General features: G+C 60.1%; 11 protein-coding genes. 3 read left to right on the forward strand and 8 right to left on the reverse strand.

The annotated features are described in order from the left end of the window. Window positions 1–222: 222 nt before the first annotated feature. Window positions 223–1,518 carry a glycine-betaine demethylase subunit GbcA gene (gene gbcA, locus FW800_RS18860; protein ID WP_032879076.1) on the forward strand — a complete coding sequence of 432 codons (1,296 nt, stop codon included), beginning with the start codon at window positions 223–225 and terminating at the stop codon, window positions 1,516–1,518. A gap of 775 nt (window positions 1,519–2,293) precedes the next feature. On the opposite strand, the gene etfB is transcribed toward gbcA, so the two are convergent. The 6 genes from etfB to FW800_RS18890 all read right to left on the reverse strand — a co-directional run bounded on the left by etfB (window position 2,294) and on the right by FW800_RS18890 (window position 10,046). After that, window positions 2,294–3,064, reverse strand: coding sequence for an electron transfer flavoprotein subunit beta (etfB, locus tag FW800_RS18865; protein ID WP_005792147.1), 771 nt, complete (start codon window positions 3,062–3,064; stop codon window positions 2,294–2,296). A gap of 10 nt (window positions 3,065–3,074) precedes the next feature. Next, window positions 3,075–4,295 (reverse strand): electron transfer flavoprotein subunit alpha, encoded by a 1,221-nt coding sequence (gene etfA / locus FW800_RS18870; protein WP_032879074.1) that lies wholly within the window; start codon window positions 4,293–4,295, stop codon window positions 3,075–3,077. Beyond that, window positions 4,295–6,235 (reverse strand): dimethylglycine demethylation protein DgcB, encoded by a 1,941-nt coding sequence (dgcB, locus tag FW800_RS18875; protein WP_446438223.1) that lies wholly within the window; start codon window positions 6,233–6,235, stop codon window positions 4,295–4,297. The genes etfA and dgcB overlap by 1 nt, the downstream gene beginning before the upstream one ends. A 174-nt stretch (window positions 6,236–6,409) precedes the next feature. Beyond that, the gene (gene dgcA, locus FW800_RS18880; RefSeq protein WP_032879068.1) at window positions 6,410–8,470 is read right to left on the reverse strand and encodes a dimethylglycine demethylation protein DgcA; all 2,061 of its coding nucleotides are present in this window, start codon (window positions 8,468–8,470) and stop codon (window positions 6,410–6,412) included. Between the two features lie 15 nt (window positions 8,471–8,485). Beyond that, window positions 8,486–9,016: a DUF5943 domain-containing protein gene (locus FW800_RS18885; RefSeq protein ID WP_446438224.1), complete on the reverse strand. Its 531-nt coding sequence runs from the start codon at window positions 9,014–9,016 to the stop codon at window positions 8,486–8,488. A gap of 52 nt (window positions 9,017–9,068) precedes the next feature. Beyond that, a complete protein-coding gene (locus FW800_RS18890) occupies window positions 9,069–10,046 on the reverse strand; it encodes a dipeptidase (protein ID WP_005792153.1) in 978 nt (325 codons plus the stop codon). Window positions 10,047–10,264: 218 nt separating this feature from the next. Here FW800_RS18890 and FW800_RS18895 point away from each other — a divergent pair, with 218 nt between their 5' ends. After that, window positions 10,265–10,666 carry a lysozyme inhibitor LprI family protein gene (locus FW800_RS18895; protein WP_005792155.1) on the forward strand — a complete coding sequence of 134 codons (402 nt, stop codon included), beginning with the start codon at window positions 10,265–10,267 and terminating at the stop codon, window positions 10,664–10,666. 44 nt (window positions 10,667–10,710) lie between these two features. Here FW800_RS18895 and FW800_RS18900 read toward each other — a convergent pair whose 3' ends face one another. After that, window positions 10,711–11,673: a tyrosinase family protein gene (locus FW800_RS18900; protein WP_446438225.1), complete on the reverse strand. Its 963-nt coding sequence runs from the start codon at window positions 11,671–11,673 to the stop codon at window positions 10,711–10,713. 189 nt (window positions 11,674–11,862) lie between these two features. Between FW800_RS18900 and FW800_RS18905 the strand changes: the two genes are divergently transcribed. Next, the gene (locus tag FW800_RS18905; RefSeq protein ID WP_446438226.1) at window positions 11,863–12,279 is read left to right on the forward strand and encodes a DUF3010 family protein; all 417 of its coding nucleotides are present in this window, start codon (window positions 11,863–11,865) and stop codon (window positions 12,277–12,279) included. A gap of 31 nt (window positions 12,280–12,310) precedes the next feature. Here the strand turns inward: FW800_RS18905 and FW800_RS18910 are convergent, their stop codons facing one another. Beyond that, a complete protein-coding gene (locus FW800_RS18910; RefSeq protein ID WP_446438227.1) occupies window positions 12,311–13,489 on the reverse strand; it encodes an AAA family ATPase in 1,179 nt (392 codons plus the stop codon). Window positions 13,490–13,500 lie beyond the last annotated feature (11 nt).

The following is a 13,500-nucleotide window of genomic DNA, read 5'->3' on the forward strand; positions in this document are numbered from 1 at the left end:
CCCATTTACCTATCTGCGACATTCACATACTTACGGCGACCAGCCCCCAAAGACAGGGCCTTGCGCGTCGGGATCAGATTGGGCCATGTCGCCCATGGATAAGGTTCGACCCAACGCCGGGCCCACACTCGCTCCCAACAAAGACGCGTTCTTTACGCCTTGCTGCAAACCTGATCAGCCACTATTCGCCGGCCACACAGAATGGCCATGAGGACACACACGATGGACGTCACCGCAACCTTAAGCTTGGGCGATCCGCTGGAACCCGCACGCAAGGCCACCGCGCAAATGCTGCACGAGCGCGAGCGCACCTTTTCGCTGCCACAGCCGTTCTACTCTGATGAGCGGCTGTTTGATATCGACATGCAGGAGATCTTCCAGAAAGAGTGGTTGATTGCCGGCATGACCTGCGAAATCCCCACCAAGGGCAACTACCTGACCCTGCAAGTGGGCAAGAACCCGATCATCGTGATCCGTGGCGCCGAAGGCGTGGTGCATGCATTCCACAACGTCTGCCGCCACCGTGGTTCGCGCTTGTGCACCAGCGAAAAGGGCAAGGTCGCCAAACTGGTTTGCCACTACCACCAATGGACCTACGAACTGGACGGTCGCCTGTTGTTCGCCGGTACCGAGATGGGCGCCGACTTCGACATGAAGCAGTACGGCTTGAAACCGGTAAACGTGAAGACCGCCGGCGGCTACATTTTCATCAGCCTGGCCGAGACCCCGCCGGCTATCGATGACTTCCTGTCGACGCTCAGCCATTACATGGAACCCTACGACATGGAAAACACCAAGGTGGCGATCCAGACCACCTTGTTCGAAAAAGCCAACTGGAAGCTGGTGCTGGAAAACAACCGCGAGTGCTACCACTGCAACGCGTCGCACCCGGAACTGCTCAAAACCCTGCTGGAATGGGACGACGTCACCGACCCGCGCGCCGACCAGGCGTTCAAGGACCACGTAGCCGCCTCCGCCGCCGCCTGGGATGCCGAGAAGATCCCTTACGCCCACGCCAGCTTCGGCCTGCGTAACCGCATCGTGCGTATGCCGCTGCTCAAGGGCACAGTGTCGATGACCCTGGACGGCAAGCAGGGCTGCGCCAAACTGATGGGCCGCATCAAGAACCCGGACCTGGGCTCGATGCGCATCCTGCACCTGCCTCATTCGTGGAACCACTGCATGGGCGATCACATCATCGTGTTCACCGTGTGGCCGATCAGCGCCCAGGAAACCATGGTCACCACCAAGTGGATCGTGCACAAAGATGCCGTGGAAGGCGTGGACTACGATGTGGAGCGCATGCGCCAGGTGTGGGACGCGACCAACGACCAGGACCGTCGCCTGGCCGAGGAGAACCAGCGCGGCATCAACTCCACCGCCTACCAGCCTGGCCCGTACTCCAAGACCTATGAGTTTGGCGTGGTGAACTTTGTGGACTGGTACAGCGAGCGCATGTTGAACAACTTGGGTGCCGCGCCTGCTCCGTACCTCAAAGGTGTGGCTGCACACGAGTAACTGACGCCCTATGGATCAAAAATGTGGGAGGGGGCTTGCTCCCGATAACGGAGTATCAGCCAATGCATGTGCAAGCTGAGCCATCCCTATCGGGAGCAAGCCCCCTCCCACACTTCAAGCAGACGCTGCCTACTATTTGATCAACTCTCGCGCAGACCGCTAACACCCTGCCCTCCAGCCTTTGCCCAACAACTTATCCACAAAGCCACCCACAGCAATTGTGGGCAAGTCAGTGTGCGGCTTAAATTAAATCAAGAAAATCCGTGACTTATTTGAAACCAAGGTATCCATCCTTACCTGATCATTTATTGATCATATCTGTGCAGACCTTGATTCATATGGTCTACAGCACTAAGCGAACACCTTATCCACAGATGCACCAACAGACTTTGGGGGCAACTTTATCCAACCTGTGGAAAAGCGCACAAACCCTGCATAAATCGGGCTTCCCGGGGTTTCAATGCAGAAAAAACCCGAAATTGCTCGAATTTCGATCAACCTCCTGAAAGCCTTTGTTTACATGACTTACAGAAGATAGCGAACATCTTATCCACAGATGCGCCAACAGACTTTGGGGGCAAGTCAGTACTGCCAACCGGGAAAACTCCTGGAAAAACCGCAGTTTAGGCTGGCTATTTTTCGTACAGAGGGCTGCAAGGCTTGATACATAGGGGGTGTGGACAACCGCGAACAGGTTATCCACAAGCGGATCAACAGCGATTGTGGGTAAACCGCAGAACTCATGCGGGAGGGAGCGCGCCCCTCCCACAGCGGATCAGCGTACGACACCCTCTTCAATCAACAGCTTGAGAATCGCCTGAGCGCCCTCTTCAGCACTCACACCCTTGAGCACCTGCCCACCACCGCCACTGGCCTTGGCCGTGGCAGCCTTCATACGGTCGGCGCCGCTCTTGGCCTTGATCACCTTGAGACGCTTGGGCCTTGGCTTGGCCGGTTGCAGCAGGGCGCCTGTGAATAACTCGTCCTGTTCGATCTCCACCTCATGGGCCGCCAGTTCGCCACGTTGCGCCGGGCCGTATGCACTCTGGCGCGGTTTGGGCGCAGCGTTATCCACGGTGGCCAGAAACGGCAGGCGCACTTTCAGGCGCCGCCGCTGGCCGCGAGGCAAGGCTTGCAGTACATGGGCCACGCCGGCGTCGATGGATTCCACCTGGGCCAACCCTACAACCAGGGGCCAGCCCAATTGTTCTGCCAGCAGAAACGGCAACATGCCCGAGCCTTCACCGGTTTCCGCCTGACTGCCGGTGAGTACCACCTGGGCGCCGGCGTCATGCAGGTATTCACTGAGTACCGGCAAGGCATCGGCGCCGGGCGGTTGTTCCAGTACATGCAGTTGCGCCAGCCCCATCCCAAGGTAGCTGCGCAAGGTCGGCTCGTTGATATCGCCGGCGTGCAGCACCTGCAACTTATCCCCAGCCATTTGCAGGCCCAGCTCGACAGCGCGGGCGTCCTGCTCCGCACGGCGCGGGCGCCCGGAAGTGGGGTGGGCGCCGATGGATACCAAGCTGATTACAGTGGTTGTCATGGTCATGTCCCTAAGCTGCATCGCGCTTGGCGCCGTTGCGGTAGGCCTGCACCGCATCGATCAAGGCTTGCAGAATCGCGGCGCTTTCGCCGATCACCGACAGGTCGGCACGCTTGATCATGTCGCAGGTCGGGTCGAGGTTGATCGCCACCACCTTGTCGCAGGCCCCGATGCCTTGCAGGTGCTGGATCGCCCCGGAAATACCCACGGCCACGTACACCCGCGCCGTGACCCAGGTGCCGCTGGCGCCGACCTGACGATCACGCGCCATGAAGCCATCGTCCACCGCCACCCGCGACGCGCCCTCGGTGGCGCCCAGGGCTGCGGCGGTCTGGTGGAACAGCGCCCAGTCCTTCACGCCATTGCCACCGGAGAAAATGAATTCCGCTTCGGCCATGGGAATCGCCGCCGGATCCACCGCCACCGCCCCCAGGTCCTCGATACGCGACAAACTGCGCGCCAGGCTTGTGGATAACTCTACGGGCAGTACCTCATGCCGGGTCTCGCTGACCGGGTCGGCACACTCAACGGCCGCCAGGATCAGGCGCGGCAGCGGCCGGGCCAAATCTTGCTGGCCCGCCCCCGCACGGCCGATGCACTCATCGCCCTTGATTTGCCAAACGCGTGTCGCCGGGCGTTCCTTGAGGCTGGCGGCAAAGCGCCGACCCAATTCACCGCCGCCGCTGCGGCTGTCCGGCAGTAGCCAGTGGCGCGGATTGAACTGGTTATCCACAGCGCGCAGGCCTTGTACGCGTTGCTCCGGTGAATAACCGTCGAACGCGTGGCCGTCCAGTACCAGCAGGCGATCGACACCGGCAGTGGCGAAGGCGTTTTCCTTGTGTTCACCAAACACCACGGCCAGCACCGCGCCGTCGCTGCCAGCCAGTTGCCTGGCCAGGCCAAGCAAGTCACGGTCGTGGCTGCTCAAGCGGCCACCGACCATGTCCGGCACCACACTGATGTAGAACGCGGGCGTTGGCACCTGATGCAGTGGCAACTGTACCTCCACCGCCGCCGTACGCTTGGCCGCACCGCCCTGCTGGGCACCGCTGCGGTCAATACGCTTGATGCCGTTGGGGCCGATAAAACCGACACCGTGCACGTTTTTACGAATGATGCCGTTGGGCCCCATCCAGCTCTGCTGCACGGGCTGCATGGCCGCGTGCAAGGGGTGAAGACGGTTACGGGCGATCCATTCGGCCCGAGGGTCACGGCGAATAATATCGCTCATCAATGCACCTCCGCGGGTTCACGTTTAGGCGCTTTTGCCGGCACAGGGTCTTCAAGCAAAGCGTCGGCCACAAGCTCGGCAATATCCTTGATCAATGGCCGCGGCTCGACCACACCTTCAAGCATCGCCGTACATTGCGGGCAGCCCACGGCCACCAGTTCGGCACCGGTTTCGCGGATGTCTTCCATGCGCATGTCGGGGATACGTTGCTTGCCGGGAATGTCAGTGATCGGCGCGCCGCCGCCACCGCCGCAGCAGCGCGAACGGAAGCCTGAGCGTTGCATTTCCTTGACCTCGATGCCCAACGCCCGCAGCACTTGGCGCGGTGCCTCGTATTCGCCGTTGTAGCGGCCCAGGTAACAAGGGTCGTGGTAGGTCACGCTGCTGCCTTTGTGCTGGCCCAGGTTGAGCGCGCCGTCGCCGATCAACTCGGCCATGAAGGTGCTGTGATGCTGTACAACGTAATTGCCGTTGAAGGCGCCGTACTCGTTTTTCAGCACATGGAAACTGTGCGGGTCGCAGGTAACAATGCGCTTGAAGCTATATTTGCCCAACGTCTGGATATTGCGCGAGGCCAACAATTGGAAAGTTGCTTCATCGCCCAGACGCCGCGCTACGTCACCGCTGTCGCGTTCTTCCAGGCCAAGTACCGCAAAGTCCACCCCCGCCGCCTTGAGCACTTTGACAAACGCCCGCAGGGTGCGTTGGTTGCGCATGTCGAAGGCACCGTCGCCGACCCAGAACAGCACCTCGCAGCTGCCCTTGTCACTGAGCAACGGCAGGTTCAGGTCCGCCGCCCAGTTGAGGCGACCGCCCGGTGCGAAACCGCCGGGGTTGTCGGTGGCAATCAGGTTTTCCAGGACTTCGGCGCCCTTGTTCGGCGTGGCGCCTTTTTCCAGGGTGAGGTGGCGGCGCATGTCGACGATGGCGTCGACATGCTCGATCATCATCGGGCACTCTTCCACGCAGGCGCGGCAGGTGGTGCACGACCACAACGTCTCGGCACCCACCAGGCCATTGACGATCGGCTGATGCGGGTTACCGCCGTGTTCGCCCACCGGTTTGCCTGGGTATGGGCTACCGGCGAACTTGGCATCGGTGCCACCGGCCAGGCCAACGACCATGTCCTGAATCAGCTTTTTCGGGTTCAGCGGCTGGCCGGCAGCGAACGCCGGGCACGCTGCTTCGCACTTGCCGCATTGCACGCAGGCGTCGAAGCCGAGCAACTGGTTCCAGGTGAAATCCTTGGGCTTTTCCACGCCAAGCGGCGCGGTTTTATCACTGAGGTCCAGCGGCTTCAGACCGGTGGAGCGGCCACCACCGAAGCGCTCGGCGCGGCGGTGCCAGGCCAGGTGCAGGGCACCCGCGAAGGCGTGCTTCATCGGCCCGCCCCAGGTCATGCCGAAGAACATTTCCGATACGCCCCACAGCACGCCCACGCTCAGCAGCGCAGCGAGCAGCCAGCCGCCAAAGTCAGCGGGCAGAATCCCGGCCACCGGCAAGGTCACCAGGAAAAAGCTCACCGAAAACGCCATCAGGCTTTTGGGCAGGCGCATCCATGGGCCCTTGGACAGGCGAGCAGGCGGATTGCGGCGGCGCAGATACATGAAGATCGCGCCCACAAACATCAACGCCGAAGCCAGCAGCAAGGCATAGCCAAGAATGCGGTTCTGCAGGCCGAAGCCGTGCACCGCAATAGCCAGCAGCGCTGACAGCACAAAGCCCAGCGCCGTGGCGACGTGGGTATTGGCAATGTATTTGTCGCGGGCGACCACGTGGTGCAGGTCAACCATATAGCGCTTGGGCATGGCCAGAAGACCGCCCAGCAGATCGACTTTGGATGCACGCCCACGGCGCCACATGTTCACCCGGCGCAGGGCGCCGAGGACCGCAAGGCCCAAAGCGGCAAACAACAGAATAGGCAGCAAGGTGTTCAACATGATGAAGCTCCCACAGACCACACAGGTCTACTGTGAAACTGGCCTTGAAATGTGGGAGGGGGCTTGCTCCCGATGGCGGAGTGTCAGTTGATACTGTTGTAGCTGACCCACCGCTATCGGGGGCAAGCCCCCTCCCACATTTGAACCGAGTCCACTTTTTGGTTCGGTGTCGGCTTAGAAATCCTTGCACAGGCGCAGGGCGTCGTAGATCGCAGCGTGGGTGTTGCGCTGGGCCACACAGTCACCAATGCGGAACAGCAAGTACCCCTCGCCCGCCTCGCTCAAGCACGGCTGCGGTTTGATCGCAAACAAGGCTTCAACGTCGATCTGGCCCTTGTTGCGTGAGCCTTCCTTGAGCCCGTAGTAAAGGGCCTCGTCCGGGCGTACGCCGTTCTCCACCACCACCTGGTCGACCACGCGCTCTTCTTTGGCGCCGGTGTATTCGTTCTCCAGCACTGCCACCAGCTTGTCGCCCTCGCGATAGACCTTTTCCAGCATCATGTCGCCGGTCATGATCACTTCCTTGGGGTACATGCTGCGGTAGTACGTCGGGAACGACGTACCGCCAATTGCCACACCGGGCTTGATGTCGTCGGTGACGATTTCCACCTGGCAGCCTTTGTCGGCCAGGAAGTCCGCCACCGACATGCCGGTGAACTCGCAAATGGTGTCGTACACCAGCACGTTCTTGCCCGGCGCGACTTTGCCGTCAAGCACATCCCAACTGCTCACCACCAAGCCTTCGGCGGCGCCCCAATGTTCGTTCTGTTCGATGAACGGATGCCCGCCCACCGCCAGCACCACCACGTCCGGACGCAGGTCCAGAATGGTCTCGGCATCCGCCGCCACGCCCAGGCGCAGGTCGACTTTCAAGCGCGCCAACTCCAACTGGTACCAGCGAGTGATACCGGCGATCTGGTCGCGCTGCGGCGCTTTCGAAGCGGTGGTGATCTGCCCGCCGATGAACTCTTTTTTCTCCAACAGGGTTACGTCGTGGCCGCGTTCGGCGGCGACACGTGCTGCCTCCATACCAGCGGGGCCTGCGCCCACCACGACCACCTTGCGCTTGGCCCCAGTGGTTTTCTCGATGATATGCGGCACGCCCATGTATTCACGGGAGGTCGCGGCGTTCTGGATGCACAGCACGTCCAGGCCCTGATACTGGCGGTCGATGCAGTAGTTGGCGCCCACGCATTGCTTGATCTGGTCGATCTGGCCCATCTTGATCTTGGCGATCAGGTGCGGGTCGGCGATGTGCGCACGGGTCATGCCGACCATGTCCACATAGCCGCCTTCGAGGATGCGCGTGGCCTGGTTCGGGTCCTTGATGTTCTGCGCGTGCAGCACCGGAACCTTGACCACTTCCTTGATCCCGGCTGCCAGGTGCAGAAACGGCTCCGGCGGGTAACTCATGTTCGGGATCACGTTGGCCAGGGTGTTGTGGGTGTCGCACCCCGAGCCCACCACGCCGATGAAGTCGAGCATACCGGTGTCGTCGTAATACTTGGCGATCTGCTTCATGTCCTCATGGGACAAGCCGTCCGGGTGGAACTCGTCACCGCACAGGCGCATGCCCACGCAGAAGTCATCGCCCACTTCGGCACGCACGGCCTTGAGTACTTCCAGGCCGAACTTCATGCGGCCTTCAAAGCTGCCGCCCCATTCGTCGGTACGCTTGTTGACCCGCGGGCTCCAGAACTGATCGATCATGTGTTGGTGCACGGCAGACAGTTCAACCCCGTCCAGGCCACCGGCCTTGGCACGACGCGCCGCCTGGGCGTAGTTGCCGATCACGCGCCAGATTTCTTCCGGCTCGATGGTCTTGCAGGTGGCACGGTGCACAGGCTCACGCACGCCGGACGGCGACATCAGGGTCGGCCAATTGAAGCCGTCCCAGCGTGAGCGACGGCCCATGTGGGTAATCTGGATCATGATCTTGGCGCCATGCTTGTGCATGGCGTCGGCCAGGTTCTGAAAGTGCGGGATGATGCGGTCGGTGGACAGGTTCACCGAGCTCCACCATTCCTGGGGGCTGTCGATGGCCACCACCGAGGAGCCGCCGCAGATCGCCAGGCCGATACCGCCCTTGGCTTTCTCTTCGTAGTACTTCACATAGCGGTCGGTGGTCATGCCGCCGTCGGTGGCATACACCTCGGCGTGGGCGGTACTGAGCACGCGGTTGCGGATGGTCAGCTTGCCGATCTGGATCGGCGCAAACATTGCTTCGAAAGCCATGGCACGGTCCTCGGCTTACAACGGTTTGACGGTGAACAGGCCATCGTCGTGGCCCGCTTCGGAGCCTCCGTAGACTTGTTCGGCGACAGTGCGGATCTTGCTGCCACGGGCCTCAAGAATCTGGTCCATGGCACCGGCAAACCAGCCGGTGAACATGTAGTCGACTTTGCGGCCGACCTTGCCGTACACGTAGACGAACGCCGAGTGCTCAAGCTTGACGCTGGCGGTGCCTTTATCCAGGTCGATGTCCTGGATCTTGAACAGGCCCCAGCCGCGTTGCGACAGGCGCTTCATGTAGTGTTCGAACACCGCGACGCCTTCCAGGCCGTGGCACTCGGCTTCTTTCTCACACCAGTGCCAGGCGGATTTGTAGCCGGCCTTGTAGAGGATCTCGGCGTAGGCATCAGCGCCCAGCACTTCTTCGATACCCATGTGGTTGTTGACGAAGAAATGGCGCGGCACGTACAGCATGGGCAGGGCGTCGGAGGTCCAGACACCGGTTTCGCTGTCGACTTCGATTGGCAATTGCGGGGCGATCTTGGCCATGGAAACTTAACTCCAGAAAAATTCGTTGTGGTGTTGCCGGTAGGTGTCTGGCTTATTCGCCCCAGACGTCCTTCAAGACGTTGACCCAGTTCTCGCCCATGATCTTGCGTACCACGCGCTCGGGGTGGCCACGCTTGAGCAGGGTCTCGGTGAGGTTGGGGAATTCACCCACGGTGCGGATGCCCAGCGGGTTGATGATCTTGCCGAAGCTGGTCAGGCGGCGGGCGTAGCCCTTGTCATGGGTAAGCATTTCAAAGAAATCCTGACCATGCCCCTGGGTGAAGTCGGTGCCAATGCCGATGGCGTCTTCGCCGACGATATTCATGGTGTATTCGATGGCTTCGGCGTAGTCGTCGATGGTCGAATCGATGCCCTTGGCCAGGAACGGCGCGAACATGGTCACGCCGACAAACCCACCGTGGTCGGCGATGAACTTGAGTTCTTCATCGGACTTGTTGCGCGGGTGTTCCTTGAGCCCGGACGGCAGGCAGTGGGAATAGCACACCGGCTTTTTCGATTCGAGGATGACTTCTTCGCTGGTCTTGGAACCGACGTGAGACAGGTCGCACATAATGCCGACACGGTTCATCTCGGCGACGATTTCGCGCCCGAAGCCCGACAACCCGCCGTCGCGCTCGTAGCAGCCGGTGCCCACCAGGTTCTGGGTGTTGTAGCACATCTGCACCACGCCAACGCCGAGCTGCTTGAAGATCTCGACATAGCCGAGCTGGTCTTCAAACGCATGGGCATTCTGGAAGCCGAAGATGATGCCGGTCTTGCCCTGTTCCTTGGCACGGCGGATGTCGGCGGTGGTTTTCACCGGGATCACCAGGTCACTGTTCTCGCGGATCAGGGTCTGGCTGGCGACGATGTTATTGATCGTGGCCTGGAAGCCTTCCCACACCGACACCGTGCAGTTGGCGGCGGTGAGGCCGCCTTTGCGCATGTCTTCGAACAGGTCGCGGTTCCACTTGGCAATAATCAGACCGTCGATAACGATGCTGTCGGCGTGCAACTCGGCTGGGCTCATCAGGCGTCCCCTTATTGGCGATTCATGCGCCGAATCGTCTGCCGGCGCTTTGGGGCCAGCATATGCCCAGGGACAACCCGAGCCGGGTGCAAAAACGACAGGGGAATTGCCGAAAGCGTCAATCCACGACAAAGGCTCTGTAGACATGCCTGACGGGCGGCTGTTCTTTGTCTTACGCTTGAGCCAGAATTGCGCATCACGTGATATGAGACGGCGCAATGAAATCGATTTTCCTGGCTTTGGCACTCATCGCAACCGGCGTTCACGCAGCCGAAGACACCGACAGCACGCCGTGCGACGGCATCGAAAACGACAAACAGACCCTGGCCTGCGCCGCCTACAACAAAACCACCGCCGAGCAATTGCTCAAGGATAACTATCAGGGCCTGCTGGAGCGCATGGCTTCAACCTACGGCAGCGACAAGACCAAACTGGCCGACATTACCGCCCGTCTGAAGGACGCCCAGCAGAAATGGGAAAAACTGCGCGATGCCGATTGCGCGGTGGACACCTTCCCGGCGGTCAATGGCAGCAAGGAGTATGCGATTGCGCAGAATGATTGCCTGGCGCGGATGAGTGATGAGCGGTCGGAGTTTTTGGAGTCGATTGGGCAGGAGTAAACGCCCTTCCACACGGCTGAGACGCGGGAAGGGCCTTGCCCCATTCAAGCCATGAAAGGTGACTTGAACGGCCTCTTGGTCAGCGGCACGCCTGGTTCGTAGGCATAACCCAGGGTGGTGATGTCCATCACGTCGCGGATACGACGCTGCCAGGGTTTGATCACATCATCGTAATTGTGCCCGGCCGGACCACCTTGCATTGGGCAGTAATGAGGCGCCAGATCAGGCTTATCCAGCTTCATTTGCGCCTGCCAGTCGGCCCAGATCTTGTCGATAAAGCAGTGATGCAGAAAAAACACCGGATCCTCGGGGGACGTCATTGCCAACATGTTGCCGCCGATCCACAGATGGACTCGGTTGTGCAACTGCGAGCCCGGTGTGCTGACTTGCGGGTCGCCCTTCTGGGTGATCCATCCTTCAAGTCGGTTCCTGAAGCCTCGGTTGAACGGGCTGGCGTTGTAATTAGGCTCGTCATACAAACCTTCATTCATTGCCATCTTCACGTCGTCAGCCGTAGGCAGCGAGGTGACCCATTGCGAGAATTGTCGCTTCAGGCCCGGGCCCGGCAGGTCGTCTTCAGGGTACGCAGGCACGGGCCAATTGCCGTAACGGTGTGCAAAGGGCCCATCTTGCACCCTGGACTCATCGGTAGTGTCACCGTCACCACCCATCAAGCTTTGCTCCCACACCGGTGAGTTCGTCGGGTCGGCCGCATCCAACGTCCAATCCCAGTAAGGTATCGTGATGCCAGGCGTAATCGATTGCAGGTCGGCCTCCAACTGCAACAACATCTCACGGTGCCACGGCAAAAAGGCCGGCCCCAAGTGAGCCCCGTTACGATAGTCGGGGTCTTGGGGTTCATCGGGATGAACCGTAGGCACCATCACTGCGTGGTGCCAATGCACATACTTGTCATATCCGCCATTGCGCTTGAGGGCCAACAGAGTATTGGTAAACGCTAGTCGTTCAGGCCCGCTCAGTGTTCGAATTTCCTTGCGTATATTCATTGCTAACCCACTCCATCCGAAAGCATGGAACCGCGCACGGGCTCCAGCCTTGAATCTAGTTGAGATCCAGCATCAGGAGCTACTGTCAGATCTGACAGGTTCGGCACAGTCTCTGACGAACGGTCTACACCGCGAACCAGGCCCGGGCTGCTACCATTCACGCCCTCTTTATCCGCTCAAGGCAACGTCATGATCATCTGCGGCATCGAAATCAAAGGCAGCGAAGCCATCATCGCCCTCGCCGCTCTGGACAACCAGGCACTGACCCACATCGCCCTGGCCACCAAGAAAATCGCCCTTGATGACGACGATGAAGCGGCCAACGTCAAAGCCTTCGCCGCCCAAGTAAAGGCCTTCGTGCAGGCGAACGCCATTACCCGTATCGCGATCAAGAAGCGCAGCAAAAAAGGCGAGTTTGCCGGCGGCCCGACGACGTTCAAGATTGAAGGGGTGTTTCAGTTGCTGGACGGGGTGGAGGTGACGCTGCTGTCGCCGCAGACCATCAATGCACAGAACAAGAAGCACACCTTTGATCTGCCCGCGACGCTGAACAAGTACCAGCATGAAGCCTACAAGGCGGCATGCTCGGCCCTGGTAAAGAAATAAGCCACACCCGCTCTCTTTAGGAGCCGGCCTTTTAGCGCGGTGCAGGGCTCTTGTGTTGCAGCCAGTCACCGAAGGTTTTGTCCTCCAGGGCATAGCCGCCTCGGCTCGACTTCCACACCAGTTCCTTGTCGCGCAGGGCATCGATGCAGGCCTGGATGGTCTGGGTACCCGGCACCACGTCGCTACCCATCTTTTCCAGCGCCTTGCTGACAGCCGTGAGGGTGCTATCGGTGAATGGCGCGAAGGGTTCGTTGTTTTGAGAACGCTCCACCATCACCTCCAGCACGGCGCGCTGAGGGATGGTCAGGGCGTTCCAGGCGCTTTCGAACTCGGTCCATACACCCGCGCGCAGCAGTTCTGCACGACTGTGCAGCAGTTGGCCCAGATTGCTCGCCTCGCCCAGTTCCAATGCGACTTCACCGATGATCGTGCGCAACATCTCGGGACGCCGACCTACCCGCTCAAACGCCTCATCAATATCAGCCGCGTTGAATTGGTTGTTCTTGGCCAGGTGCGCGTTGAGGTGCACGGTGTAGGCCTGGGTGAACTCTTTGCCCAGCAGCGGAAACGGCGTGATGCTGGAACCGAAGAATGGCTGGCTTTTACCCAATACCAAATGGGCGAGTTTGTCGCGATTGGATCCGGTAAACACCAGGCGCAAACCGCTGCCCTCCTCGTCACGGCCTTGGTTGAGCTGATCCCGGGCAGCCTTCAACGCGAACATCGCATTGATACCTGATTTGGTGGTTAATGCGTGCTGTGCTTCGTCAATCACCAGCACAACGGGTTTTCCTGCAGCCCTATGGAGCAATTCCAACGCTTGGGTCAGCGTCGCACCGACAGGCAATTGTGGCTTGGTAAAGTCCCAGGAAAGCGTACGCAGAAAGCTTAGTTTCTCGATGCCAATGTTCTTTGCCAGTTTGCGAATGCCCTTTTCAAACGGCACCAACGCCCCCGCAATGGCACTCGCGATCAGCTCGGCGGGGTCTTTTTCCTTGTTGGCCCACAGGTCGACATACACCGCCAGCCAGCCCCGGAGCTGACATTCCGGAATCAGGTCTTCGCGCAGAAAAGTGCTTTTTCCCGTGCGTCGGGGCGCCGCGAGAAACAGGCCAGAGGTGAAATCCTGAATACCTGCCCCCACCAGGCCATCGGCAATACTGCTTGCCAGGGTGGGGCGGCGAAACACAAAGCCGCTGTGCGTGGACATGGTTTTATACT

The organism is Pseudomonas sp. 910_23 (genome assembly GCF_052850795.1).

Bases quoted from the DNA above. Each gene is read 5' to 3' on its own strand.
- gbcA (WP_032879076.1), top strand. From the start codon at position 223: ATGGACGTCACCGCAACCTTAAGCTTGGGCGATCCGCTGGAACCCGCA.
- etfB (WP_005792147.1), bottom strand. From the start codon at position 3,064: ATGACAACCACTGTAATCAGCTTGGTATCCATCGGCGCCCACCCCACT.
- etfA (WP_032879074.1), bottom strand. From the start codon at position 4,295: ATGAGCGATATTATTCGCCGTGACCCTCGGGCCGAATGGATCGCCCGT.
- dgcB (WP_446438223.1), bottom strand. From the start codon at position 6,235: ATGTTGAACACCTTGCTGCCTATTCTGTTGTTTGCCGCTTTGGGCCTT.
- dgcA (WP_032879068.1), bottom strand. From the start codon at position 8,470: ATGGCTTTCGAAGCAATGTTTGCGCCGATCCAGATCGGCAAGCTGACC.
- FW800_RS18885 (WP_446438224.1), bottom strand. From the start codon at position 9,016: ATGGCCAAGATCGCCCCGCAATTGCCAATCGAAGTCGACAGCGAAACC.
- FW800_RS18890 (WP_005792153.1), bottom strand. From the start codon at position 10,046: ATGAGCCCAGCCGAGTTGCACGCCGACAGCATCGTTATCGACGGTCTG.
- FW800_RS18895 (WP_005792155.1), top strand. From the start codon at position 10,265: ATGAAATCGATTTTCCTGGCTTTGGCACTCATCGCAACCGGCGTTCAC.
- FW800_RS18900 (WP_446438225.1), bottom strand. From the start codon at position 11,673: ATGAATATACGCAAGGAAATTCGAACACTGAGCGGGCCTGAACGACTA.
- FW800_RS18905 (WP_446438226.1), top strand. From the start codon at position 11,863: ATGATCATCTGCGGCATCGAAATCAAAGGCAGCGAAGCCATCATCGCC.
- FW800_RS18910 (WP_446438227.1), bottom strand. From the start codon at position 13,489: ATGTCCACGCACAGCGGCTTTGTGTTTCGCCGCCCCACCCTGGCAAGC.